The sequence below is a fragment of the Amycolatopsis sp. NPDC049691 genome (assembly GCF_040675005.1).
Taxonomy (GTDB): Bacteria; Actinomycetota; Actinomycetes; order Mycobacteriales; family Pseudonocardiaceae; genus Amycolatopsis.
Map to the genome: position 1 here is coordinate 1 of NZ_JBFANX010000043.1, position 23,747 is coordinate 23,747.

The following is a 23,747-nucleotide window of genomic DNA, read 5'->3' on the forward strand; positions in this document are numbered from 1 at the left end:
GTCGCGTTGATCCTGCTCGACTGGCAGCTCGCGGCGCTCTCGCTGATCGTCGTCCCGCTGTTCCTGCTGTTCACGCTGCGGCTCGGCAAGAACAGGGTTAGAACCCTGTTTCTCACTCACGACGGACTGCGGGAGGGCTCAGCCGTTGGCGGCGATGTCCGCCAGGACCGCGGCGATCGTCCGCACCGGGACGCCCGTGCCGCCCTTGCCGGTGTAGCCCCACGGGGAACCGGTGTTGAACGACGGGCCCGCGATGTCGATGTGGACCCAGTCGAGGCCGTCGGCGACGAACTCGCGCAGGAAGATGCCGGCGGCGAGCATGCCGCCCCAGCGGTGGCCGGTCACGTTGGCCAGGTCGGCCAGGCGCGAGTCGAGGTCGGCGCGCAGCTCCTCCGGCAGCGGCATCGGCCAGCCGTTCTCGCCGGTGGCCTGCATGATCGCGGCGACGCGGTCGCGGAAGTCGTCCGAGCCCATGACGCCGGCGGTGCGGTTGCCGAGCGCGACGACCTGGGCGCCGGTCAGCGTGGAGGTCTCGATCAGGTAGTCCGGGTTCTCCTCGGCCGCGCGGACCATCGCGTCCACCAGGACGAGCCGGCCCTCGGCGTCGGTGTTGAGGACCTCGACGGTCTTGCCGCCGTACATGGTCAGCACGTCGCCCGGGCGGTACGACGTCCCGGACGGCAGGTTCTCCGCCAGCGGGATGTGCGCGACGACTTCCAGGGGGTACTTGAGCTTCGCGGCCAGCACGACCGAGGCGAGCACGCCGGCGGCGCCGGACATGTCCGAGGTCATGTGGTCCATGTTCGCGGCGGGCTTGAGCGAGATGCCGCCCGAGTCGAACGTGATGCCCTTGCCGACGAGGGCGACCTTCTTGGCGGCCTTGGCCGGCTTGTAGGCGAGACGCAGCAGCCGCGGCGGGCGGGAGGAGCCGCCGCCGACGCCGAGGATGCCGCCGAAGCCCTTGCGCTTCAACGCCTTCTCGTCGAGGACCTCGAACTCGAGGCCGTTGTCCTCGGCCAGCTTCTTCGCGCGGTCGGCGAAGGAGGCCGGGTAGAGGTCGTTCGGCGGGGTGTTGATGAGGTCGCGGGCGGTGAGGACGGCCTCGGCGATGGAGCCGGCCGCCTTCAGCGTGGCCTTGTGCTCGCGGGCGGTGCCGCCGGACGGGCTCGCGAAGTCGACCTTCGCGACCGGCGCGTCACCCTTCTCCGAGCGGTAGGCGGTGAAGACGTAGGAGCCGAGGATCGTCCCCTCGACGGCGGCCTGCAGGTCGAGCTCGGACAGCGTCACGAGCGCGCGGTCGGTGCCGGCCAGCGCGCGGCCGGCGGCGCCCGCGGCGCGGCGGACCTGCTCGGGGGTGACGCCGTCGCCGGCCTTGCCCAGGCCGACGGCGAGCACGACACCGGCCGGGAGCTTGCCCAGCGTCGGGATCTTGACGACCTCTTCGGCCTTGCCGCTCGCGCCGAGGGTGGCGAGCAGGCCGGCCAGGCGGCCGTCGAAGGCGGCGTCGACGGCGGCGGCGCCGTCGGCGAGAAGCGGGCCGTCCTCGCCGGCCAGGGTGCCGATGACGACCACGTCGGCGCGCGTCTTGGCCAGTGCCTCCCCGGTGTTGTCGGACAGGGCGAGCTTAGGCACGGTCACTTCTGGCTCCTCGCGCGTTCGCGGTGGTACCGGGCGCCGGCCCGGTCGGGATCGTGAGCCATGCTAATGACGACGGAAGCAGGGGTGAACAGAGGGCGAGGAGGGGCCGCGTGCGGCTGGGCGGTGGGCTGCTGGTGGCGCTGGCGGCCGCGGCGGCGGGCGCGGGCTGGTGGCTGCCGGCCGGGCTGGTGCTGGCGGCGCTCGCCGCGGGCGTGACGGCGGGGGTCCCGGAACCGGGGGAAGCCCTGGTCGACCGGGTCGTCGTGGTGGTCGCCCGGCTGGCCGAGGTGACGGTGTACGCGATCGCGTTCGGCGCCTACGTCTTCCCGGCGCACCGCGAACCCGCGGCCGCGGCGTTCGTCGTGGTGGTCGCCGGCGCGGGGTTCGCCGGGCTGAAGATCCCGACCTTCGTCGTACGCGTCGCGGGTGTGCTGTTGCTCGTCGCCGGGGTCGTTCTGGTCGCCGTGTGCGTGGCCGTGCCGCCGGTGGCGACCGCGGGCGGTGGGCCGCGGCCGCCGGACTTCGCGGGCGTGCTCGTCGCCGCGGTGGTGTTCCTGCCCTTCCTGCGACCGGGCGGACGTGCCTACGCCGGGTGGCGGGTGCTGCTGCTCGGCGCCGTCGCGGCGCTGGCCGCTTTCGCCGCGCTCTACCAGCTCGGCGCCGTCCGGCTCGGGCTGTCGCTGACGTCGGTGCGCGACCTGCTTTCCGCCGCCGACGCGGATTCCCTGCAGCCGCTGCTCACGGTCGTCGCGGTGGTCGCGACCGTGGTGCCCGCCCTCGCCGCCGGCGCCGAGGTCCGCGAGCGCCTGGGGATGCGCGGCCTCGCCGGGATCGCCGTCGCCGCGGTGGCCGCGTACTTCCTGCCGGCGCTGCCCGTGCTCGTCGCGGCCGGGCTGGCGGCCGTGATCGAGCTGCTACTGGGCGTACGCGCGCGCAGGTACAGTGGGTCGCGTGAGTGATCGACGCTGGCGGCCGGGGGAGACGGTGGTCGAACGCTTCCACCGCCCCGACGGCTCGATCGGCCAGGTCCACCCGCTGCGCGTCCTCGAAGACGACGGCCGCGTCCTGCGGGCCTGGCTCCCGGCGGGCACGCCGATCGTCGGCAGCAGGCTCGCCGACGGCCGCCTGATGCGCGACGCCCCGCTGGACCAGCGGTTCCGCATCCCGCGCGTGGCGGTGCCGGACCTCTGGCACGGCGCGTCGACGCTGCGCCGCATCCCCGAAGACGAGTGGTCGTCGGTCTGGTGGTTCTTCGACCTCGAAGGCCGGTTCAAGAACTGGTACGTCAACCTGGAGATCCCGCTGGGCCGCACGGCGGCCGCGGTCGACCGGATCGACGGCGTGCTCGACGTCGTCGTCGAGCGCGACGGCAGCTGGCGCTGGGACGACGAGGACGAGGCCGAGGCCGCACTGGAAGTCGGCCGCCTGACGCTCGAGCAGTTCGATCGGCTGCGCGCGGAAGGCGAGCGGATCGGTGCGCTGGCCGAGCGCGGCGCCTACCCGTTCGACGGCACGGACACCGACTTCCGCCCGGACGCCGGCTGGCCGGCGCCGGAGCTGCCGGCGGAGCTCAGCCCGCGATCAGGAGAAGGATCAGCGCCAGCACCGCGTTGACGACCGCGAGGATGACGACCGACTTCGTCGGAATCACCTTCGGGAACACCTGCTTGCCGTGGATGCTCCGCCACCACACGATGGCGAACACGCCGCCGACCAGGCCGAGGAAACCGCCGAAGCCGCTGCTGAGCACGGCCCAGCCGACCATGCCGAGCAGGCCGACGCCGAAGGTCAGCAGCACCGCGGTGACGAACGTCTTGACGTCGGCCCCGCCGGTCTTGGGCCGGGGCGCCGGCTGCGTGGAGTAGCTCACGCCGTCATCCTAGAGTCTCGGTGGCGTGGGCGCGGGCGACCCGGAACAGTGGGACTTCCGACTAACGCGCCTCCGACCAAGCGGTATCGTCTAACCATGACGACCACGACGCAGTTCGCCCATGTCCCGCACCCGAGTCCTGCGAGCGCGGACCGTGTCGCGGAGGTACTCGAGAAGCCCGGATTCGGGGTGTACTTCACCGACCACATGGTGACCGTCAAGTGGTCGAAGGCCGAGGGCTGGCACGACGCCCAGGTCGGCCCCTACGCCCCGTTCACCCTCGACCCGGCGACGTCGGTGCTGCACTACGGCCAGGCCATCTTCGAGGGGCTCAAGGCCTACCGCCAGCCGGACGGCACGATCGCGTCGTTCCGCCCGGACGCCAACGCCGCGCGGTTCCGGCAGTCGGCCGAGCGGCTCGCCATGCCGCAGCTGCCGGAGGACGTCTTCGTCGAGTCGCTGCGGGAGCTCATCGCCGTCGACGGGCGGTGGGTGCCCACCCGCCAGGGTGATTCCCTCTACCTGCGGCCGTTCATGATCTCGACGTCCACCGGGCTCGGCGTCAACAGCCCGGCCGCCGACTACGTGTACACGGTCATCGCGTCCCCGGCGGGCTCGTACTTCTCCGGCGGCGTGAAGCCGGTGAGCGTCTGGCTGTCGACGGAGTACGTGCGCGCGGCGCCCGGCGGCACCGGCGCGGCGAAGTGCGCGGGCAACTACGCGGCGTCGTTCGTCGCGCAGGCGCAGGCCGTCGAAAAGGGCTGCGACCAGGTGGTCTGGCTCGACGCGGTCGAGCGGCGCTGGGTCGAGGAGATGGGCGGCATGAACCTGTTCTTCGTCTTCGGCTCCGGCGAGAACGCCCGGGTGGTCACGCCCGAGCTGACCGGCTCGCTGCTGCCCGGCGTGACGCGCAAGTCGTTGCTGCAGCTGGCTTCGCGGCTCGGGTACAAGGCCGAGGAGCGCCGGATCTCCACCGACGAGTGGGAGAAGGCGGCCGCCTCGGGCGAGTTGACCGAGACGTTCGCGTGCGGCACGGCGGCGGTGATCACGCCGGTCGGGCACGTCAAGCACGCGAACGGCGAGTTCACGATCGCCGACGGGCAGCCGGGTGCACTCACGATGAAGCTGCGTGAAGAGCTGACCGGCATCCAGGAAGGCACCCGCCCCGACGTCGACCACTGGATGGTCCCGCTCGCCTGACCCCGCGAAAAAGGGCCCCGCACCTCGCGTGCGGGGCCCTTTTCGCGTGCTCAGGTCGCGGTGGCGGGGATGACCGGGCCGGAGACGCCGGCCTGCTCGTGCGTCGCGGTCTCGGCGAGGACGCGGGCGGCCATCGTCAGCAGGGGCAGCGCCGTCACCGCGCCGGTGCCTTCGCCGAGGCGGACGTCGAGTTCCAGCAGCGGGCCCAGGTCCAGGTGTTCCAGGGCCAGGGCGTGCGCGGGTTCGGCCGTCCGCTGCCCGGCGACCCACCAGCGGCGCGCGCCCGGCGCGAGGTCCTCGGCGACCAGGGCCGCGGCGCACGCGACGAGCCCGTCGAGCACGACCGGCGTCCGGCGGGCCGCGGCCTGCGCCAGGAACCCGGCCATCGCGGCGATGTCCGCGCCCGCCGTCGTGCGCAGCAGGGCGACCGGGTCGGCCAGGACCGCGCGGGCCCGGCGCAGCGCGTCGCGCACCGCGGCCGCCTTGCGCATCCAGGCGTCGTCGTCGATGCCGGAGCCGCGGCCGACCACCGCGACCGGCTCGGTGCCGGTCAGCGCGGCCACCAGCACCGACGCCGGGGTGCTGTTGCCGATCCCGAGGTCGCCGGGGATGAGCAGGTCGGCGCCGCCGTCGACCTCCGCGTCGGCGATCGCGATCCCGGCGCGGATCGCCTTCTTCGCCTCGTCGGCGCTCAGGGCGTCCTCGACGTCGATGGAGCCGGAGCCGCGGCGGACCTTGAACTCGCCGATCGAGCGGGTCGCCGGGGCTTCGGTGTCCACGGCCATGTCGACCACGCGGACGCTCGCGCCCGCGGCGGCGGCCAGCACGTTGATCGCGGCACCGCCGGTCAGCATCGTGCCGAGCAGCTGCCCGGTGACCTCGGTGGGATAGGCGGACACGCCCTTGGCGGCGATCCCGTGGTCACCGGCGAAGACGATCACGCGCGGGCGGGTGAACGGCCGCGGCGGCGACTGGCCCTGGCAGGCCGCGATCCAGACGCCCAGCTCTTCGAGCCTGCCGAGCGACCCGGCGGGCTTGACCAGCTTGCCGTGCAGCGCGATGGCGTCGGACCGGGCGTGGTCGTCGGGCGGGGTGATCTCGGGGAACTCGATGCTGTCCGGCTCCACACCAGGCCCTTTCTCGTCCACGGCAACGCTGGGGCCAACCTACCGGCAGCGCGGAAACCGGCGGCGGCGCCCGCCCGTGCGGCGCGGAGGGCGCGGGTCGGTTGCGGGGGTTCGCGTGGTTCGTCCCGGCAATGCCCCCGCCGGCGGGCGAGCGGCGGCCGGCAGCCGGTGCTCGCCCGCCAGCGCGGCGGCGCGCGCGGCAGTCCCCGGCGGTCGGCGGCGTCCCCGGTAGTCTCGCCGCTCGTGGAGACGACGGCGGCCGCGGTGGTGCTGGCCAGCGGCGCGGGGACCCGCGTCGGCGCGAAGCTGAACAAGGTCTACCTGCCCCTGGCCGGGCGCCGGGTCGTCGCCTGGTCGCTCGAGGCCTTCAGGCGCACCCCCGGCATCGGCGTGCTGGTGCTGGTGATCCGGCCGCAGGACCGCGCACTCGCCGACGAGGTGGCCGGCGACGACGTCGAAATCGTGCACGGTGGGGACACGCGCCAAGCCTCCGAGCTCAACGCCCTGCGTCACCTCGCCCCGAGAATCAGAGGCGGCCGGGTCGACGCCGTGCTGCTGCACGACGCGGCCCGGCCGCTGGTCCACTCCGAGCTGATCGGCACGGTACTGACCCGGACACGCGAGGACGGGGGGGCTGTGCCGGGCCTGGCCGCCGACGACGTCGTCGGAGTGGATGCCGGGCACCTGGTCGCCCAGGTGCCCGGCGCGATCCGAGTCCAGACGCCTCAGGGCTTCCGGGCCGGACCGCTGCTCGAGGCCTACGAACAGGCCGAGCGCGAGGGCTTCGTGGGTACGGACACTTCGTCCTGCATGGAGCGGTTCTCCTCCCTGCCGATCCGCTGGGTCCCGGGCGCTCCCGAGAACCTCAAGATCACCTACCCCCACGACCTGGTGGTCGCGGAGCGGCTGCTCGCCCGCTGACTAGGCGCAGGCGGGCGGCCCGCCGTCGTCCCCTTCCCTCGGTTCCGCGGTGCCCGTCGGCCGGATCGTCACGTCGTGGCGCAGTTCCGGCGGGATGTGGCACTCCGGCTGTGGCCGCAGTGCCTGCAGCGGTGCGCCCGGGGTGCCGGGCTCCGCGAGGGTGAGCACCGCCCGCAGCGTCCAGACCGGGGTGGCGTGGTACTGCCACGTGACCACCTTCGGGCTGAACACGTCGGTGCCCGGGAACAGGGGCACGCGGTAGGCGCTCGCCCGGTGCTCGTCCCGCAGGACGATGACGTCCGCGCAGGTCGGCCACCGGTACACGGCCGCGTAGATCTCCGGGGCCTCGCGGCCGCCGAACAGGTGCAGCACCCACTTGCGGCGCCGGAGCTCCTCGAGGAGTTCCTCGAGGCCCTGGCCGCTGGAGCCGGTGTGAGGTGTGGGCGGGGACACACTTTCGAGGGTAACTTGCGTACTAGAGCGCAGTCCAGCACGTGTACTAGTACACCTGGGTGGTTCTGAACAGGTCTTTGTGGGAGACACCCCGGCGTGCTAGAACACTTGTGCGTAATCCCTGTGAGGAGCCGCCTTGCCCACCCTCGACCGTCCTGAGCCGCCGTACCTGCAGATCGCGGGCCGGATCCGTGACGACATCCTGTCCGGCCGGCTGCAGGAGGGCGACGCGGTGCCGTCCGCCCGCGAGATCGCGCGCACGTGGGCCGTCGCCATGGCGACGGCCACGAAGGTCCTCGCCACCCTCCGTTCGCAGGGCCTCGTGCGGCCGGTGCGCGGGGTCGGCACGGTCGTCGACCGCGGCGGCCTGCACCGTACGGCCCGCGACCGCACCACCGCTTCGGCGCGCACGGGCCGGATCTACCCGCCCGGCCACTTCGCGGTGATCCGCTCGGCCGGCCTCGAACCGGCGTCCGAGCGCGCCGCGGCCGCGCTGGGCTTGGAGGAGGGCGCCCCGGCGATCCGGCGGCGCCGTACGACCTACGGGCCGGATTCGCGGCCGCTGTCGACGTCGACGTCGTGGTTCGACGGCGCGCTGTCGGCCAAGGCGCCGGCGCTGCTGGTGCCCGAGCGGATCGTCGAAGGCACGTCGGCCCACGCGGCCGCGCGCCTGGGCACGAAGATCGCGACGACGCAGGAACGGCACGCGGCGGGCCGCGCGGGCGAGGAGGAGGCGGCCGAGCTGGGGCTGCCGGCCGGGTCGCCGGTGCTGCTCGGCCGGAGCACCTTCCTGGCGGCCGACGGGACGGTCGTCGAGTACGGTGAGTCCGCCGCCTTGCCCGACCACTGGGTTTTCTACGAGTACACGACTGAGGACGGCGAATGAAGCACATCCACGCGGGCAAGGTCCGTGACCTGTACGAACTCGACGGCGGGGACATCCTGCTCGTCGCGTCCGACCGCGTCTCGGTCTACGACGTCTCGCTGCCGACGCCGATCCCGGACAAGGGTGCGCTGCTCAACCAGCTGTCCGCGTGGTGGTTCGAGCGGATGGCCGGCGTGGTCCCGAACCACGTGGTGTCGACCACCGACGTGCCGGAGGAGTTCGCCGGCCGCGCGATGCGCTGCAAGCCGCTGAAGATGGTCCAGGTCGAGTGCATCGCGCGCGGCTACCTGGCCGGCCTGGGCCTGCGCGAGTACCAGCGCGACGGCAAGATCTCCGGCGTCGCGCTGCCGCCGGGCCTGGTCGAGGGCGACAAGCTCCCGGAACCGATCTTCACGCCGACGACGAAGATCTCCGACACCGGCCACGACGAGTTCATGACCTTCGACGAGGTCCTGAACGAGATCGGCGAAGACACCGCGAAGCGGCTTCGCGAGCTGACGCTGGAGATCTACACGAAGGGCGCGGAGCACGCTGCGGAACAGGGCGTGGTCATCGCGGACACGAAGCTGGAGTTCGGGTTCGACGCCGACGGCACGCTGACCCTCGGCGACGAGGTCCTGACGTCGGACTCGTCGCGGTTCTGGCCGGCCGACGAGTGGGAGCCGGGCCGTCCGCAGCACGCGTTCGACAAGCAGTTCGTCCGCGACTGGTCGCTGACGACCGGCTGGGACAAGACGCCGCCCGGGCCGGAGATCCCCGCGGAGATCGTCGAGCAGACGCGGCGGCGCTACACGGAGGTCTACGAGCGGATCACCGGGAAGACCTGGGTCCGTGGGTGAGTACGACCCGTACAAGCTGATCGACGAAGTCGAGACGCTGCTGGTTTCGCACGGCCTCGAGCCGGCGCGGCTGCCCGGGCGAGGAGGCGACCGGCTGGCGGGTGCCAGCCGCCTCCTGCGCGGGTTCGGGCTGCGGCCCCGGCTGGCCCCGGAAGACGCCGTCGAGTTCGACGTGCCGTTCCAGGGCCGGATCAACCAGGACTAGGGGCTCTTGGTCAGGCTCGCGTCGCGCTCGACGACGTCGCCGAGCACGTCGTCGATGGCCTTGAGCAGGTCGGCGTCGAGCTTCTTGCCGGCGGCCTTGACGTTCTCGTGCACCTGTTCCGGGCGCGAAGCCCCGATGATCGCCGAGGCGACGTTCGGGTTCTGCAGCACCCAGGCGATGGCGAGCTGGGCGAGACTCAGATCGGCCTGCTTGGCCAGCGGCTCCAGCTCGGCGACGCGCTTGAGGATGTTGTCGTCGAGGAAGCGGGCGACCATGTTGGCGCCGCCCTTCTCGTCGGTGGCGCGAGAGCCGGCGGGGTAGTCCTGGCCGGGCTTGTACTTGCCGGTGAGGACGCCCTGCGCGATCGGCGACCAGACGATCTGGCTGAGGCCTTCGCGTTCCGAGGTGGGGATGACCTGGTCCTCGATGACGCGCCACAGCATGTTGTACTGCGGCTGGTTGGAGACGAAGGGGATCTTCAGCTCCCGGGCGAGGGCGGCCCCGCGGCTGATCTGCTCGGCGGTCCACTCGGAGACGCCGACGTAGAGCACCTTGCCCTGCCGGACGAGGTCGGCGAAGGCGAGCATGGTCTCTTCGAGCGGGACGGTCCGGTCGAACCGGTGTGCCTGGTAGAGGTCGACGTAGTCGGTGCCGAGCCGCTGCAGCGAGGCGTTGGCCGACTCCATGATGTGCTTGCGGGACAGGCCCTTGTCGTTGGGGCCCTTGGGACCGGTGGGCCAGAAGACCTTGGTGAAGATCTCGAGGCTTTCCCGCCGCTGGCCCTTCAGGCCGCGGCCCAGGACCGATTCGGCGGCGGTGTTCGCGTAGACGTCGGCGGTGTCGAACGTCGTTATGCCCGCGTCGAGCGCGGCTTTGATGCAGGCGTGCGCCTGGTCCTCCTCGACCTGGGAACCGTGGGTGAGCCAGTTCCCGTACGAGATCTCACTGACGTTGAGGCCACTGCGGCCGAGACGACGAAACTCCATGGGTGCGAGCTTAGGCGGTAATCGTTTGCTTTGCTAACGATCCTGGAGTGACTCCAGCCTCGCCGGCTCCCCGAGTGCCGGGTCTCGGACAGCAAGAAGCCGGGTCGAGCATCGCTCCACCCGGCTTCTCGAAACCAGCTCAGTTGGGGATCGGGTCCCCCGGCTTCAGCCGCGGCTTGGGGACCCGCAGCCGCCGGATCTGGGACGCCCGCACGAACGCGTACCACCCGATCGACCGGCCGCTCACCGCTTCCTTCGGGAACTTCTCCCGCGCCAGCTTCGCGATCTTGCGTCCGTTCACGAAGCCCTCGATCGCCATCACCAGCAGCATCGCGGTGCACAGCAGCGTGATGTACGACTGGACCTGGGGCATCGGCACCAGCAGCGCCAGGAAGACCAGGATCGCCAGCGGCATGAACAGGCCCAGCAGGTTGCGCCGCGTGTCCACCAGGTCGCGGACGTACGCCTTGACCGGCCCGCGGTCGCGGGGGAGCAGGTACTTGTCGTCGCCCGCCATCATGCGGTCGCGGCGGAGCTTGGCCGCCGCGCGGCGGTCTTCCTTCGTCTGCGGGTTCGACTTGCGCAGTTCCTTGTTGCGCTTCATCGCCTCGCGCATCGTGGTCGGCGGCGGTGCCACCGGGCCGCGGCGCTTGGCCTCCGCCTCGCGGCGCTTCGGCGTGGCCTTGCCCTTACCGGGCGTGTACGCCTTGCCGCCGACGTCGACGGCGTCGGTCGTCTCCGGCTCTTCGGCGGCGGTGTCTGTGGTGCTTCGGCGCAGGAACCTCACCTCACCAGGGTATTGCAGGCGTCACGCCGCCGTTCACCAGGTCGATTGATGTGCGACCATGGTGGGGGAACAGATCGGACGCTCCGGGTGTTGAAGACGTCAGCACGAGGAGTATCCGCAGCGAGTTCGAACTTAGAGGGAGTGCCATGACGACCGCTGAGCACGCCGGCGCGACGCAGGCCGAGACCGCCGAGGAGACCCACGGCGTCACGTTGACCGACGCCGCGGCTTCCAAGGCGAAGGCCCTGCTCGAGCAGGAGGGCCGCGACGACATGCACCTGCGCATCGCCGTTCAGCCCGGTGGCTGTGCGGGCCTGCGCTACCAGCTGTTCTTCGACGAGCGCACGCTCGACGGCGACCTGTTCCGCGACTTCGACGGCCTCAAGGTCGCCGTCGACCGGATGAGCGCGCCGTACGTGTCGGAAGCCGTCATCGACTTCGTGGACACGATCGAGAAGCAGGGCTTCACGATCGACAACCCGAACGCCACCGGCTCCTGCGCCTGCGGCGACTCGTTCCACTGAGTCAGCGTGAGAAAGGCCCCGCTTCCCGGAAGGGAGGCGGGGCCTTCTTCGTCGCTGCGGACTACACGTAGGCGTCGAGCTCGGCGACCTGGGCGTGGCACGCCTCGTCGACCGCCCACGGCCGGGCCGTGACGGGGGCGGGCGGACGGCTCTCGGCCTGCAGTGTCGCCGGGATGAGCGCGCAGTCGGCGATCAGCTCGGACAGGGTCTCGGGTTCGGTGACGGCGTTCACGATTCGTAACGCTATTGATCCGCTCTCGACTGGAGAAGGAGTACCAGCCGGTAGTGTCGGCTGGGCACGCGCGAACTACCCGGTTGGGTCATGACCCGGGGGTAACTTCGCGCCTTTTGCCGTGAGGTCGAGCACAAAGGAGCAGCCGGTGGCAGACAGGGCCAGGATCGCGGTGTCCGGCAGTATCGCAACCGACCACCTCATGCATTTCCCGGGCAGGTTCGCGGAGCAGCTGGTCGCCGAGCAGCTGCACCGGGTCTCGCTGAGCTTCCTCGCCGACGACCTCGTGGTCCGGCGCGGCGGCATCGGCGCGAACATCGCCTTCGGCCTCGGGGTGCTCGGCGTGCAGCCGGTGCTCGTGGGCGCCGTGGGCGCCGACTTCGCGGACTACCGCTCCTGGCTGGAGCGCCACGGCGTCGACACGTCCGGCGTGCACGTGTCGGAGGTCGCGCACACCGCGCGGTTCGTCTGCACGACCGACGAGGACCTCTGCCAGATCGCGACGTTCTACGCCGGCGCGATGGCCGAGTCCCGCAACATCGAGCTCCAGCCGATCGCCGAGCGCGCCGGCGAGCTGAGCCTGGTGCTGATCAGCCCGGACGACCCCGAGGGCATGGTCCGCCACGCCGAGGAGTGCCGTCAGCGCGGGTACGCGTTCGCCGTCGACCCGTCGCAGCAGCTGGCCCGGATGACCGGTGAGCAGGCCCGCGCGTTCGTGGCCGGCGCGAAGTACCTGTTCAGCAACGACTACGAGTGGGAGCTGCTGCTCCAGAAGACCGGCTGGACCGAGGCCGACGTCCTCGACCAGGTCGGCCTGCGGATCACGACGCTGGGCGAGAAGGGCGTCGAGATCGTCGGCAAGGACGGCGTGGCCCTGCAGATCGGCGCCGTTCCCGAGCGCGCGAAGGCCGACCCGACGGGCGTCGGCGACGGCTTCCGCGCGGGCTTCCTGGCCGGCCTCGACGGCGGCCTGAACGTCGAGCGCGCGGCCCAGCTGGGTTCGCTGATCGCGGTGCTGGTCCTGGAGACGGTCGGCACGCAGGAGTGGACGTTCGACCGCGCCGACGCCCTGGCCCGCATCGGCGAGGCCTTCGGCCCGGACGCGGCGGAGGAGATCTCGGCGGTCCTGCCCGCCTGACGCACGCGGTCGTGAGCGGGAAGCAGTGTTCTAACCCTGTTTCCCGCTCACGAGCAGCCGGGCCAGCTCGGCCGGGCGGGACACGTGCGGGCAGTGCCCGGCATCGACCAGGACCGGCTCGACGCCCAGGCGTTCCCGCGCGGCGCCGGCCATCCAGTCCGGCCGGAGCGTGCGGTCGGCGGTGGGCACCACGACCGTCGACGGGATCGTCGGCGCCGGTCCCGCAGGCCGGGTGGCCAGCGAGGGCGGGTGGAACAGCCGCAGCGTCCCGTGCGCCCAGGCCCGCGTCGCGGCGTCGCAGTCGTGGAAGAGGAACCGGTCGGCCAGCGCCACGTCCCGGGTCGGGTCGACGCCGATCCACTCCGGGTGGACCGCCGACACCGCTTCGTCGGCCAAGCTCCGGCCGCCCGCGAAGTCCGGGATGTAGGCGCCCACCCACACCAGCCGCGACGCGCCGAGCGCCGCGCCGATCGCCGGGAGCAGCACCCCGGCGCCGGAATGGGCGACGACCACCGGGCGCGTCAGCGCCGGCAGCTGCCGGCGCACCAGCGCGGGGAAGCCGGTTCCGCCGCCGTCGAGGAGGTCGACCGGGAACGTCCGGTGGCCGGCCAGCGCCCGCTCCAGCAGCGCCCAGCCCCCGGGCCCCTGCGTTGTCCCGTGCACCAGCACGAATTCCACTTCGACCACCCCCGGAAGCGTCGAAGCCACCCTACGGACGCAGGGTGGCTTCGACGGGGAGTTCGCTCAGAGCTTGACCGGGTACACCGGCTCCGGGACCTCGGGCTTGATACGGTGCTCGACGAAGATGCCGTGCCACAGCATGAACACGATCAGCGCCCACAGCTGGCGGCTGCGGTCCAGCTGGCCCGCCTTGTGCTCCTCCAGCAGCGCCAGGATCGCCTTCTTGTCCAGCAGCTCGTCGGTCTTCGAGTCGTTGATGATCCCCTTGGCCCAGTCGTACATCTCGTTGCGCAGCCACAGCCGGATCGGGACCGGGAAGCCGAGCTTGCGGCGGTTGAGCACGTGCGCCGGGATGATCTTGGCCAGGGCCTGGCGCAGCGCGTACTTCGTCGTGCCGTGGGCCAGCTTCTGGTCCAGCGGGATCGACGCCGCGACCTTGAACACCTCGGCGTCGAGGAACGGCACCCGCAGTTCCAGCGAGTTCGCCATGGTCACCTTGTCGGCCTTGACCAGGATGTCGCCGCGCAGCCACGTGTAGAGGTCGACGTGCTGCATGCGGGCGACCGGGTCCCAGCCGCGCGAGACCTCGTACCAAGGCGCCGTGACGTCCTTGAAGCCGACGCCCTCCTGGTAGCTCTTCAACACGTTGCGCAGCTGGTCGTCGCGGAAGTTGCGGGCGTTGCCGTAGTAGCGGTCCTCCAGCGGCAGCGCGCCGCGGCGCAGCAGGTCCTTGCCGCGGGTGCCCTCGGGGATCTTCGTCGAGACCTTGCCGATCAGCTTGCGCATGCCGCCCGGGATCTTCTCGAACGGCGCCAGCGAGATCGGCTCGTTGTAGATCGTGTAGCCGCCGAACAGCTCGTCCGCGCCCTCGCCGGACAGCACCGCCTTGACGTGCTTGCGGGCCTCGCGGGCGATGAACCACAGCGGGACCAGCGCCGGGTCGGCCACCGGGTCGTCGAGGTACCAGACGATGAGCGGCAGGACCTCCATCATCTCGTCCGCCGACACCGTCCGGACCACGTGCTTCACGCCGATCGCGGCGGCCGACTCGGCGGCGACGTCGACCTCGGAGTAGCCCTCGCGCTCGAACCCGGTGGTGAACGCGATCAGGTTCGGGTTGTGCTCCTTGGCCAGCGTCGCGGTGGCCGTGGAGTCGATGCCGCCCGACAGGAAGGCACCCACGGTGACGTCGGGGTCCGAAATCATGTGCTTGCCGACCGAGTCGCGCATCACATCGGCGATCCGCTGGTACAGCTCTTCGGCCTCGGCCGGCCCGTTGACCGGCTTCGCGCTGAACTGCGGGTGGAAGTAGCGCGTGAACTTCACCTCACCGCCGGGTGCCACCTCGAACGAGGTCCCGGACTCGACGCGGCGGATCGCGGTGTGCAGCGACTCGGGCTCGGGCACGTACTGCAGGACCAGGTAGTGCTGGAGGGCCTTGCGGTCCAGCTCCTGCGCGACGCCGAGGGTGTCCGACAGCTCCAGCAGGCTCTTCTTCTCGCTGGAGAACGCCACGCCACCGGGGCCCGCCGAGTAGAACAGCGGCTTGATCCCGAACGGGTCGCGCGCGCCGAAGACCTTCTTCTCCTGGGAGTCCCAGATCATGAAGGCGAACATGCCGCGCAGGCGCTTCACCCAGTCGGCGCCGAGGTAGTGGAAGCCGGCGACGATGGCCTCGCCGTCACCCTCGGTCTCGAACTTCGCGCCGTGCTTCTCCGCGAGCTCCGCCCGCAGCTCCAGGTAGTTGTAGATCTCGCCGTTGAAGTTCATCGTGTACCGGCCCGGCGCCTCCGGCGGGCCCCAGACCAACGGCTGGTGGGCGTGCTCGACGTCGATGAAGGCGAGCCGGTTGAAGCCGTAGACGACCTCGGCGTCGGCCCAGGTGTCCTGCTCGTCGGGGCCGCGGTGGCGCTGGCAGCGCATGGCCGCGCCGACGGCGTCACGCGCGTTCGCCGCGCCGGTCTCGGTCGCGCAGATCAGTCCAAGCAGGCCGCACACGGGTACTCACACACCTTCGGAGTTCTCACCGGGCTGGGGGAAGGCCCCAGTATGCCGGGGCCGCCGTGGCGCGTAACACGCGCGTCGATGGTTACCCCTTGGTCAGCGGGATGGGCCAACTCGGCTAGAGTCCGGCTGTCACAAAGATCGGTCGTAGGAGGCTCTGGGTGAAAGGGCGAGGCGCAGTGGGACAACCCAAGCGCACCCTGGGGAAGCGGACCGTGCGCGTCGCCGCGCTGGCCGTGCTGGTCGCGCTGACCGCGACGGGCTGCTCCGGCGACGAGATCCTGCGGTTCGGCTGGCCGGTGGGCGTCACGCGCCAGGCCGACCAGATGCGCACGCTGTGGACCTGGACCGTGGTGGCCGCGCTGGTCGTCGGCGCCATCGTGTGGGCCCTGATCTTCTGGACCGCGGCGTTCCACCGCAAAAAGAAGACGGCCGACGGCGAGCCGGAGGAACTGCCCCGCCAGTTCCAGTACAACATCCCGCTCGAGCTGTTCACGGTCGTCGTCCCGACGATCATGGTCTGCGTCCTGTTCTTCTTCACCGCGACGACGGAGTCGAAGGTCCTGGACAAGGTGCCGAACCCGGACGTCAAGGTCCAGGTCGTGGCCTTCCAGTGGAACTGGGAGTTCAAGTACGAGGACGCCAACGCGGCGAAGCCCGACGGCAGCGGCCAGGTCAGCACGGTCGGCTCGTCCGGCGAGATCCCGCTGCTGGTACTCCCGGTCGGCAAGGTCATCCAGTACGACCTGATCTCCACCGACGTCATCCACTCCTTCTGGGTGCCGGAGTTCCACTTCAAGCGGGACGTCATGCCGAACCCGGACAAGAACAACCAGGACAGCTCCTTCCAGAACACGATCGACCGCGAAGGCTCCTTCGTCGGCCGGTGCGCGGAGCTCTGCGGCACGTACCACTCGGTGATGAACTTCGAGGTCCGCGCGCTGTCGCCGGACAAGTACGACCAGTACATCGCGCTGCGCAAGCAGGTGAACCCGGCCACCGGCCAGACGTTCACCGCGTCCGAAGCGCTGGCGAAGATGAACTGCGGCGAGCTGTGCACCCCGCACGCGGTGACCACCCAGCCGTTCAACACCGACCGCACGGCGCGGACCGCGTCCAACTGACGGCGTCGTCACACAGGGAGTAGGAAAGACCCATGAAGGTCGAAGCCCGCATCTTCTTCATCGTGGCGATCTTCGCCGTGTTCATGGCGGTCGTGTACTGGGTGTGGACCGCGCTGGCCGCGACCCACGGGGCCGAGCCGGTCGGCATCGTCGCGCTGTTCCTCACCGGTGGCCTCGCGTTCCTCGCGGGCAGCTACATGCAGTTCGTCGCCCGCCGCATCGAACCGCGCCCGGAGGACCGCGAGGACGCCGAGATCAGCGACGGCGCCGGCGAGCTGGGCTTCTTCAGCCCGGGCAGCTACTGGCCGGTCGGGATGGCCGCCACCGCCGCCCTCGCCGCGCTGGGCCTGGCGTTCTTCCACATCTGGCTGCTCGTCATCGCGCTGGTCGCGCTGCTCATCACGATCGGCGGGCTGGTGTTCGAGTACCACACGGGTCCGTCGCACGACTGACCCGCGGTTCCTTCTTCGACTGGCCGCGGCGCTGAGGACTCAGCGCCGCGGCCAGTACCGCGAGCATCCCCAGTGCCTCCGGCCAGGTCGGGCGGTGGCCGTAGAAGGCGACGTCCACCAGCACCGCGACCACCGGGTACAGGTAGGACAGCAGCGCCACCGTCGTGGTCGGCAGCTTGCCGATGCTCGCGTACATCAGCACGTACATCAGTGCCGTGTGGACGGTGCCGAGCAGCACCAGCCAGAGCAGCCCGTGCGTCGTGGCCGGCAGCGGTGTGATGAGCAGCACGGGGGCCAGCACGAGCGCGCCCACCGTCGTCTGGACGGCCGCGAGCAGGTGCGGGCGGATGTGCTTCAGCTGCTTCGCGACGAAGGACGCGCCGGCGTAGAGCAGGGCCGCGCCGAGCGCCAGCCCGATCCCCGCCAGCTGCACGGGCTTGCCGTCCTCACCGTGCGCGGACAGTGAGATCAGCGCGACGCCGCCGAACGCGATCGCGGCCCGGACCAGGTGGCTCTTCGCCACCTTCTCGCCGAGGAACGCCGCCGCCAGGCCGACCAGGATCAGCGGCTGCGTGTGGTAGACGACCGTGCTGACCGAGATCGACGACAGCGCGTAGGACGCGAACAGCAGCACCCAGTTCCCGACCAGGAACAGCCCGCCGAGGACGGCCAGCCCGAGGTCGCGCTTCGAGGGCCGCCACGCCGGCAGCCAGCCGCGCGCGAAGCACCAGATCACCAGGAGCGCCCCGCCGACGAAGCAGCGGGCGAAGGCGACGGCGGGAGCGGCCGCGCCGCTCTCGAGGACGACGGCGCCGATCGTGCCGGACATCGCCATCGCCGCGGACCACTGGAGTAGCGGGCGGGTTTCGGAGTTCGTCATGGCGTCCAGGTTCGTCCGGCGGACGTCGATCAACCAGTGTCAGAGATGACAATGGCCGCAAAACTTGTGACATGCTGGCCGGCATGGACGTCAACCGGGTCGCGGTGGTGCTCGCCGACTACGTTTCCCCTTTCGAGCTGGGCGTCGCGTGCGAGGTCTTCGGCACCGACCGCAGCGCCGACGGCATCGAGGGCTGGGAGTTCGGGGTCTGCTCGCCCGCGGGCGAGCAGGTGGCCAGCTGGTCGGGCTTCGGCCTGTCCGGCCTGCGCGACCTGGACTTCGCGGCGGCGGCGGACCTGCTGATCGTGCCGACGTGCGCGCCGCGGACGGCGCCACCGCCGTCGGAGGTGCTGGACGTCCTGCGCGACGCGGCGGCGCGGGGCGCGTGGGTGGCGGGGTTCTGCGCGGGCGTGTTCACGCTGGGCTACGCGGGCCTGCTGGACGGCCGCCGCTGCACGGTCCACTGGGTGTACGAGGCGGAGTTCCGCGAGCGCTTCCCGGCGGCGATGGTGGACACCCAGGCGCTGTACGCCGACGACGGCGGGATCCTGACGAGCGCGGGCACGGTGGCGGCGGTGGACCTGTGCCTGCACCTGGTGCGCCGGCTCCGGGGCGTCACCGCGGCGACGACCCTGGCCCGCCGGATGGTGGCCGCGCCGTTCCGGGCGGGCGGTCAGGCGCAGTTCGTCCAGGCGCCGGTCCCGGCCGCCCCGGACGACTCGGTGGTGGCGGAGGCCCTGGAGTGGGTGGAGCGGCGGCTGGACCAGCCGTTCACGGTGGCGGAGCTGGCCCGCCGGAGCGGGCTGGGGGAGCGGACGTTCCTGCGGCGCTTTTCGGCCGCGACGGGGACGACCCCGCACCGGTGGCTGACCGAGCGGCGCCTGGACCGGGCCCAGGCGCTGCTGGAGGAGGGCCGGCTGTCGGTGGAGGACATCGCGGTGGCGTGCGGGTACGCCTCGGCGGCCGCGTTGCGGCACCAGTTCACCCGCTTGCGGGGGACGAGCCCGAGCTCGTACCGCGCGGCCTTCCGGGGGTGACGGCTCAGGCGAACGCGATCCAGCGGTCCAGCAGGGCCGCCGCGGCCCCGGAATCGATCGCCTCGGCCGCCTTCGCCAGCCCGGCGCGCAGATCGTCCTCGAGGGACCCCGAGAGCCCGCTGAACGCCGCCAGCGCCGCGGCCGCGTTGATCAGGACCGCGTCCCGCACCGGGCCCGGCTTGCCGCCCACCAGCTCGCGGACCACCTGGGCGTTCGCCGCCGCGTCGCCGCCGCGCAGGTCGTCCGCCGTCGCCCTCGGGATGCCGACGGAGACCGGATCGAACGTCGTCTTCGTCACGGTTCCGCCCGAGACCACCCACACCGTCGAGGTCGTCGTCGTGGTGATCTCGTCGAGGCCGTCGTCGCCGCGGACCACCAGCGCCGTGGTGCCGCGGCGGGCGAACACCTCGGCCAGCACGTGGGTCTTGTCCTCGTACGCGCAGCCGATCAGCGCGCTGCCCGGCTGGGCCGGGTTGGTCAGCGGCCCCAGCAGGTTGAACGTCGTCGGGATGCCGAGCTCGCCGCGGACCGGGCCCGCGTGCCGCAGCGCCGGGTGGAACGCCGACGCCAGGAAGAACCCCACGCCGACCTCGGTGAGGCTGCGCCGGACGTCTTCGGGCGGCAGCGAGATCGTGACGCCGAGTGCTTCCAGGACGTCCGCCGCGCCCGACTTCGACGACGCGCTGCGGTTGCCGTGCTTGGCCACGGGCGCGCCCGCCGCCGCCGTGACGATCGTCGCCATCGTCGAGATGTTCACCGAGTTGGAACCGTCGCCACCGGTGCCGACGATGTCGACCGCCGGGCGGTCCAGCTCGACGCGCTTGGCGTGCGCCAGCATCGTGGCCGCCATCCCGGCGATCTCCGACGGCGTCTCGCCCTTCGCGCGCAGCGCCACCGCGAACCCGGCGATCCGGGCCGGGCTCGCCGCGCCGCTCATCATCTGGTCCATCGCCCACGCCGTGTCCTCCTCGGACAGGTCGACGCGCGCGACGAGCTGCTTGAGCAGCGGCGGCCAGGTGCGGGGGACCGGGGTGGTCACCGGGCTCAGCCGTTCACGACGGGGACCCGTCGCAGCACGTCGGCGACGGTCTCCGCGGCGGTCAGCGGGTCCAGCGGGTGCACCAGCACGGCGTCCGCCTGCGACCACGTCGCCAGCCACCGGTCGTCCTTGCGCCGCACCGCGACCACGATCGGGGGGCAGTCGGTGATTTCGCTCTTGAGCTGGCGGCAGAGGCCGATGCCGCCGGTCGGCTGCGCCTCGCCGTCGAGGATCGCCAGGTCGACGTTCCCCGCGTCCACCTCGGCCAGCACGTCCGCGATGCCGGCCGCCTCGACGTAGTCCACGCGCGCCAGGTCCGCCGCCGGACGGCGCCCGACCGCGTTCACGATCGCCTCGCGCACCTCCGCCTTGTGGCTGAACACCAGGACCCGCATCGACTCGCCCATGTTGGACCCGCCTCCATCTCGTCACCGCACGTCTGGGGCGATCGTATCGGCCGAGACCGACATCACGCGGGCGCCTCCGGCTGGAGCGCGTCCCAGCCCAGCGCGTCGCCGCCCAATCGTTGCGCGAGACCGGCCATCCGGGACCGTTCCTGGGCGCAGTGCAGGGCGTCGAGCACCTGGACGCGGACCGCGAGCACCCGTGCGCGATCTCCGTCCCCGGACTGTTCTCGCAGCTCATAGCCGTCCTGGGCGAGGATCGACGCCGCTTCGGCCAGCCGGTCCGGCGGCAGGAGCAGGTGGTGCCGCAGGACGGCCGGTGCCGTGCTGACCCAAGCGGGTGAACCGGCGAGGACGGCCGAGTCCGCGACCACCGGGTCGAAGGCCTCGGCGACGATCTCCAGACCGGGCGTATCCGGCGTCAGACCGGCGGTTTCGCGCTTCTTGACCAGGTCAAGCAGCCGGTCGAGTAAACCCATGAGTAGCTCTCACCTTCCCGGGCATCCGGTGTGATCGGTTACGCAGACGGCTCGCCGTGGACCCACCCGGCGGAGCGGCGGCGCGAGAGGACATAATGCGACGCGTGACAACGGCAGCTCCCACCATCAGTCAGCGGGTCCACTCGCTGAACCGGCCGAACATGGTCAGTGTCGGCACCATCGTGTGGCTTTCCAGCGAGCTGATGTTCTTCGCCGGACTGTTCGCGATGTTCTTCACCGTCAAGGCGCAGAACTCGTCCGGCCAGTGGCCGCCGCCGCTGCACGGCGAGGAGTTCCACCTCAACGTGGCGTACGCGATCCCGTTCACGGTGATCCTCGTGCTGTCCTCGCTGACCTGCCAGTTCGGCGTGTTCGCGGCCGAGCGCGGCGACGTCTACGGCCTGCGCCGCTGGTACATCATCACGTTGATCATGGGCGCCATCTTCGTCGGCGGCCAGGCCAACGAGTACCACAACCTGGTCGAAGAGGGGATGACGATCCCGTCCGGCCCGTTCGGCACGGTCTTCTACCTCGCCACCGGGTTCCACGGCCTGCACGTCATCGGCGGGCTCATCGCCTTCGTGTACCTGCTCATCCGCACGAAACTGAGCAAGTTCACGCCCGCCCAGGCCACGTCGGCGATCGTCGTGTCCTACTACTGGCACTTCGTCGACATCGTGTGGGTCGGCCTCTTCGGTGTGATCTACCTCCTTCCGTAGGTCCGCCCAGCCGCCACCACCTTCACCATCGGCCTGAACTGACAGCAAGGGTTGCCGCAAGATGACCACCAGCACGAAATCCTCGGAGCGCCGCTACCGCGCGCGGTCGAAGCTGCGGAGGCGGTTCGCCGGCCTGCTCGCGCTCGGCATCGCGCTGGTGGGCGCCGGCGCCCTGTACGCCGTGTTCGCCCCGGAGCCGCAGACCGCGCAGGCCCAGGGCACGCCGGCGCAGCTGCGCCTCGGCGAGCAGGTCTACAACAACACCTGCATCGCCTGCCACGGCGCGAACCTCGAGGGCGTGCAGGACCGCGGGCCGAGCCTGATCGGCATCGGCGACGCCGCGGTGTACTTCCAGACCTCTTCGGGCCGCATGCCGGCGTCGCGCCAGGAGGCGCAGATCGAGCGCAAGCCGCCGAAGCTGACCGAGGCCGAGATCGACGCGGTCGGCGCCTACATCCAGGCGCACGGCGGCGGCGTCCAGCGCCCCGCCGAGAAGGGCGAGGCCCTGCGCGGCTCCGACCCGGCCCGCGGTGGCGAGCTGTTCCGCCTCAACTGCGCGTCGTGCCACAACTTCACCGGCCGCGGCGGTGCGCTGTCGGCGGGCAAGTACGCGCCGAACCTGGACCCGGCCAGCGAAGAGCAGATCTACACGGCCATGCTCACCGGGCCGCAGAACATGCCGAAGTTCTCCGACCGGCAGCTGTCGCCGGAGGAGAAGAAGGACATCGTCGCCTACGTGAAGTCGGTGTCGGACGGCAACAATGACCCGGGTGGGAACGGCCTCGGCGGGGTCGGCCCCGCTTCGGAGGGCGTGATCGCCTTTATCGTCGGGATCGCCGCGCTGATCGGCGTGACGTTGTGGATTGGATCGAAGGCATGAGTGCCGAGGGGCCGAAGCCGCCGACGGAGGCGGAGCTGGCTGAGATGGACCGGGACCAGCTGCTCAAGCTGGGCGGCGAGCTCGACGGTGTCGAGATCGTCGAGTACCCGACCCCGTGGCCCGTGGAGGGCACCCGCGCGGAGAAGCGGGCCGAGCGCCTGGTCGCGTTCTGGTTCGGGCTGTCCGCCCTGGCCGGGATCGGGTTCGTCGTCTCGCTCATCTGGTGGCCGTGGCAGTACGAGGCGCCCGACAACGAGAGCGCCCACTTCTGGTACAGCCTGTACACCCCGATGCTGGGCATCACGCTCGGCCTGGCCATCCTCGGCCTGGGCATCGGCGTGATCCTGTACACGAAGAAGTTCGTGCCGGCCGAGGTCGCGGTGCAGCAGCGCAGCGACAACCAGGGCGAGGGGTCGGCCGAGGTCGACCGCGCGACGATCCTCGCGCACTTGGCCGACGCCGGGAACCGCAGCACCATCGCCCGCCGGTCGCTGATCAAGCGCTCGGCGATCGCCGGGGCCGGCGCGCTGGGCCTCGCGGCCGCGGCGCTGCCGCTGGCGTCCTTCATCAAGAACCCCTGGAAGGACACCGAGAACCGGCAGTCGCTCTGGCACACCGGCTGGCAGCCGAACTTCCCGGGCGAGAAGGTCTACCTGCGCCGCAACACCGGCAAGCCGCTGGAGGAGGGCGAAGAGGTCAGCCTGGTCAAGGCCGAGGACCTCGACGCCGGCGCCATGGAGACGGTCTTCCCGTACCGCGACTCCGAGAAGGGCAAGCCGGAGCTGCTGGCCGCGGCCCTGACCCGCGTCGACAACCCGGTCATGCTGATCCGCCTCCGCCCGACCGACGCCGCCAAGGTGGTCAAGCGGGCCGGCCAGGAGGACTTCAACTTCGGCGACCTCTACGCGTACACGAAGATCTGCAGCCACGTCGGCTGCCCGACCTCCCTGTACGAGCAGCGGACCAACCGCATCCTGTGCCCGTGCCACCAGTCGCAGTTCGACGCCCTCCACTACGCCAAGCCGATCTTCGGCCCGGCGACCCGTCCGCTGGCCCAGCTACCGATCACGGTGGACGAAGAGGGATACTTGATCGCGCGAGGCGACTTCATCGAGGCCATCGGTCCGGCCTTTTGGGAGCGTAAGTCATGAGTTCACTCACCACGCCGACCAAGGGGTCGAGCCCGGTCGAGAAGGCGCTGGGCGACGCCGCGAACAACGCCGACCAGCGGTATGTCCTGGC

General features: G+C 71.3%; 28 protein-coding genes. 15 read left to right on the top strand and 13 right to left on the bottom strand.

Features of this window, described 5'->3' with window-relative positions; all coding sequences use genetic code 11:
- Window positions 1–138: 138 nt before the first annotated feature.
- Entirely contained in the window at window positions 139–1,638 is a 1,500-nt protein-coding gene (locus tag AB0J40_RS46890) for a leucyl aminopeptidase (RefSeq protein WP_364467069.1), read from the bottom strand.
- A 110-nt stretch (window positions 1,639–1,748) separates the two neighbouring features.
- Between AB0J40_RS46890 and AB0J40_RS46895 the strand changes: the two genes are divergently transcribed.
- Window positions 1,749–2,597 carry a hypothetical protein gene (locus AB0J40_RS46895; RefSeq protein WP_364467071.1) on the top strand — a complete coding sequence of 283 codons (849 nt, stop codon included), beginning with the start codon at window positions 1,749–1,751 and terminating at the stop codon, window positions 2,595–2,597.
- A complete protein-coding gene (locus AB0J40_RS46900) occupies window positions 2,590–3,252 on the top strand; it encodes a DUF402 domain-containing protein (RefSeq protein WP_364467073.1) in 663 nt (220 codons plus the stop codon). Before AB0J40_RS46895 ends, AB0J40_RS46900 begins: the two co-directional genes overlap by 8 nt.
- On the opposite strand, the gene AB0J40_RS46905 is transcribed toward AB0J40_RS46900, so the two are convergent.
- Entirely contained in the window at window positions 3,209–3,508 is a 300-nt protein-coding gene (locus AB0J40_RS46905) for a hypothetical protein (RefSeq protein WP_364467075.1), read from the bottom strand. The two genes, AB0J40_RS46900 and AB0J40_RS46905, sit on opposite strands and share 44 nt — an antisense overlap.
- A gap of 96 nt (window positions 3,509–3,604) precedes the next feature.
- On the opposite strand from AB0J40_RS46905, the gene AB0J40_RS46910 reads away from it, so the two are divergent.
- Window positions 3,605–4,708, top strand: coding sequence for a branched-chain amino acid aminotransferase (locus AB0J40_RS46910; RefSeq protein WP_364467077.1), 1,104 nt, complete (start codon window positions 3,605–3,607; stop codon window positions 4,706–4,708).
- Between the two features lie 50 nt (window positions 4,709–4,758).
- On the opposite strand, the gene cobT is transcribed toward AB0J40_RS46910, so the two are convergent.
- The gene (gene cobT / locus AB0J40_RS46915) at window positions 4,759–5,835 is read right to left on the bottom strand and encodes a nicotinate-nucleotide--dimethylbenzimidazole phosphoribosyltransferase (RefSeq protein ID WP_364467079.1); all 1,077 of its coding nucleotides are present in this window, start codon (window positions 5,833–5,835) and stop codon (window positions 4,759–4,761) included.
- Window positions 5,836–6,078: 243 nt separating this feature from the next.
- Between cobT and AB0J40_RS46920 the strand changes: the two genes are divergently transcribed.
- On the top strand, window positions 6,079–6,756 hold the full coding sequence (locus tag AB0J40_RS46920; protein WP_364467081.1) for an IspD/TarI family cytidylyltransferase: 678 nt from the start codon (window positions 6,079–6,081) through the stop codon (window positions 6,754–6,756).
- Here the strand turns inward: AB0J40_RS46920 and AB0J40_RS46925 are convergent, their stop codons facing one another.
- Window positions 6,757–7,209 (bottom strand): hypothetical protein, encoded by a 453-nt coding sequence (locus tag AB0J40_RS46925; protein ID WP_364467083.1) that lies wholly within the window; start codon window positions 7,207–7,209, stop codon window positions 6,757–6,759.
- Between the two features lie 136 nt (window positions 7,210–7,345).
- On the opposite strand from AB0J40_RS46925, the gene AB0J40_RS46930 reads away from it, so the two are divergent.
- From AB0J40_RS46930 to AB0J40_RS46940, 3 genes are read left to right on the top strand one after another with little or no spacing between them, the layout of a single operon-like run.
- Entirely contained in the window at window positions 7,346–8,095 is a 750-nt protein-coding gene (locus AB0J40_RS46930) for a GntR family transcriptional regulator (RefSeq protein WP_364467085.1), read from the top strand.
- Complete coding sequence (locus AB0J40_RS46935; protein WP_364467088.1) at window positions 8,092–8,934, top strand: phosphoribosylaminoimidazolesuccinocarboxamide synthase; 843 nt, start codon at window positions 8,092–8,094, stop codon at window positions 8,932–8,934. The genes AB0J40_RS46930 and AB0J40_RS46935 overlap by 4 nt, the downstream gene beginning before the upstream one ends.
- On the top strand, window positions 8,927–9,139 hold the full coding sequence (locus tag AB0J40_RS46940) for a hypothetical protein (RefSeq protein ID WP_364467090.1): 213 nt from the start codon (window positions 8,927–8,929) through the stop codon (window positions 9,137–9,139). The genes AB0J40_RS46935 and AB0J40_RS46940 overlap by 8 nt, the downstream gene beginning before the upstream one ends.
- Here AB0J40_RS46940 and AB0J40_RS46945 read toward each other — a convergent pair.
- Together AB0J40_RS46945 and AB0J40_RS46950 are read right to left on the bottom strand one after the other, a co-directional pair.
- Window positions 9,136–10,125 carry an aldo/keto reductase family protein gene (locus AB0J40_RS46945; protein ID WP_364467092.1) on the bottom strand — a complete coding sequence of 330 codons (990 nt, stop codon included), beginning with the start codon at window positions 10,123–10,125 and terminating at the stop codon, window positions 9,136–9,138. The two genes, AB0J40_RS46940 and AB0J40_RS46945, sit on opposite strands and share 4 nt — an antisense overlap.
- Window positions 10,126–10,264: 139 nt before the next feature.
- Window positions 10,265–10,912 (bottom strand): DUF3043 domain-containing protein, encoded by a 648-nt coding sequence (locus tag AB0J40_RS46950; protein WP_364467094.1) that lies wholly within the window; start codon window positions 10,910–10,912, stop codon window positions 10,265–10,267.
- A gap of 146 nt (window positions 10,913–11,058) precedes the next feature.
- On the opposite strand from AB0J40_RS46950, the gene AB0J40_RS46955 reads away from it, so the two are divergent.
- Window positions 11,059–11,436, top strand: coding sequence for an iron-sulfur cluster assembly accessory protein (locus tag AB0J40_RS46955; RefSeq protein ID WP_004562664.1), 378 nt, complete (start codon window positions 11,059–11,061; stop codon window positions 11,434–11,436).
- 61 nt (window positions 11,437–11,497) lie between these two features.
- Here the strand turns inward: AB0J40_RS46955 and AB0J40_RS46960 are convergent, their stop codons facing one another.
- Window positions 11,498–11,668: a hypothetical protein gene (locus tag AB0J40_RS46960; protein WP_364467096.1), complete on the bottom strand. Its 171-nt coding sequence runs from the start codon at window positions 11,666–11,668 to the stop codon at window positions 11,498–11,500.
- 148 nt (window positions 11,669–11,816) lie between these two features.
- Between AB0J40_RS46960 and AB0J40_RS46965 the strand changes: the two genes are divergently transcribed.
- Complete coding sequence (locus tag AB0J40_RS46965; RefSeq protein ID WP_364467097.1) at window positions 11,817–12,806, top strand: carbohydrate kinase family protein; 990 nt, start codon at window positions 11,817–11,819, stop codon at window positions 12,804–12,806.
- A gap of 30 nt (window positions 12,807–12,836) precedes the next feature.
- Here AB0J40_RS46965 and AB0J40_RS46970 read toward each other — a convergent pair whose 3' ends face one another.
- Both AB0J40_RS46970 and asnB read right to left on the bottom strand, forming a co-directional pair.
- A complete protein-coding gene (locus tag AB0J40_RS46970; RefSeq protein WP_364467099.1) occupies window positions 12,837–13,493 on the bottom strand; it encodes an alpha/beta hydrolase in 657 nt (218 codons plus the stop codon).
- A 57-nt stretch (window positions 13,494–13,550) separates the two neighbouring features.
- A complete protein-coding gene (gene asnB / locus AB0J40_RS46975; protein ID WP_364467101.1) occupies window positions 13,551–15,485 on the bottom strand; it encodes an asparagine synthase (glutamine-hydrolyzing) in 1,935 nt (644 codons plus the stop codon).
- 185 nt (window positions 15,486–15,670) lie between these two features.
- On the opposite strand from asnB, the gene AB0J40_RS46980 reads away from it, so the two are divergent.
- Complete coding sequence (locus AB0J40_RS46980) at window positions 15,671–16,615, top strand: cytochrome c oxidase subunit II (RefSeq protein WP_364467103.1); 945 nt, start codon at window positions 15,671–15,673, stop codon at window positions 16,613–16,615.
- 32 nt (window positions 16,616–16,647) lie between these two features.
- Window positions 16,648–17,067 (top strand): cytochrome c oxidase subunit 4, encoded by a 420-nt coding sequence (locus AB0J40_RS46985; RefSeq protein ID WP_364467105.1) that lies wholly within the window; start codon window positions 16,648–16,650, stop codon window positions 17,065–17,067.
- Here AB0J40_RS46985 and AB0J40_RS46990 read toward each other — a convergent pair.
- A complete protein-coding gene (locus tag AB0J40_RS46990; protein ID WP_364467107.1) occupies window positions 17,015–17,947 on the bottom strand; it encodes a DMT family transporter in 933 nt (310 codons plus the stop codon). The two genes, AB0J40_RS46985 and AB0J40_RS46990, sit on opposite strands and share 53 nt — an antisense overlap.
- Before the next feature lie 83 nt (window positions 17,948–18,030).
- On the opposite strand from AB0J40_RS46990, the gene AB0J40_RS46995 reads away from it, so the two are divergent.
- Window positions 18,031–18,984, top strand: a complete 954-nt coding sequence (locus tag AB0J40_RS46995; protein ID WP_364467118.1) for a helix-turn-helix domain-containing protein — start codon at window positions 18,031–18,033, stop codon at window positions 18,982–18,984.
- A gap of 4 nt (window positions 18,985–18,988) precedes the next feature.
- Here the strand turns inward: AB0J40_RS46995 and trpD are convergent, their stop codons facing one another.
- From trpD to AB0J40_RS47010, 3 genes are all read right to left on the bottom strand, one after another.
- Window positions 18,989–20,023, bottom strand: a complete 1,035-nt coding sequence (trpD, locus tag AB0J40_RS47000) for an anthranilate phosphoribosyltransferase (RefSeq protein WP_364467109.1) — start codon at window positions 20,021–20,023, stop codon at window positions 18,989–18,991.
- A gap of 5 nt (window positions 20,024–20,028) precedes the next feature.
- Complete coding sequence (locus AB0J40_RS47005; protein ID WP_364467111.1) at window positions 20,029–20,430, bottom strand: hypothetical protein; 402 nt, start codon at window positions 20,428–20,430, stop codon at window positions 20,029–20,031.
- Between the two features lie 62 nt (window positions 20,431–20,492).
- Window positions 20,493–20,906 (bottom strand): hypothetical protein, encoded by a 414-nt coding sequence (locus AB0J40_RS47010; RefSeq protein ID WP_364467113.1) that lies wholly within the window; start codon window positions 20,904–20,906, stop codon window positions 20,493–20,495.
- Between the two features lie 95 nt (window positions 20,907–21,001).
- Here AB0J40_RS47010 and AB0J40_RS47015 point away from each other — a divergent pair, with 95 nt between their 5' ends.
- The 3 genes from AB0J40_RS47015 to AB0J40_RS47025 all read left to right on the top strand — a co-directional run bounded on the left by AB0J40_RS47015 (window position 21,002) and on the right by AB0J40_RS47025 (window position 23,656).
- Window positions 21,002–21,625: a heme-copper oxidase subunit III gene (locus AB0J40_RS47015; protein WP_086681061.1), complete on the top strand. Its 624-nt coding sequence runs from the start codon at window positions 21,002–21,004 to the stop codon at window positions 21,623–21,625.
- A 61-nt stretch (window positions 21,626–21,686) separates the two neighbouring features.
- Entirely contained in the window at window positions 21,687–22,505 is an 819-nt protein-coding gene (locus AB0J40_RS47020; RefSeq protein WP_364467114.1) for a c-type cytochrome, read from the top strand.
- Complete coding sequence (locus AB0J40_RS47025) at window positions 22,502–23,656, top strand: ubiquinol-cytochrome c reductase iron-sulfur subunit (protein WP_364467116.1); 1,155 nt, start codon at window positions 22,502–22,504, stop codon at window positions 23,654–23,656. Before AB0J40_RS47020 ends, AB0J40_RS47025 begins: the two co-directional genes overlap by 4 nt.
- Window positions 23,657–23,747: the final 91 nt, after the last annotated feature.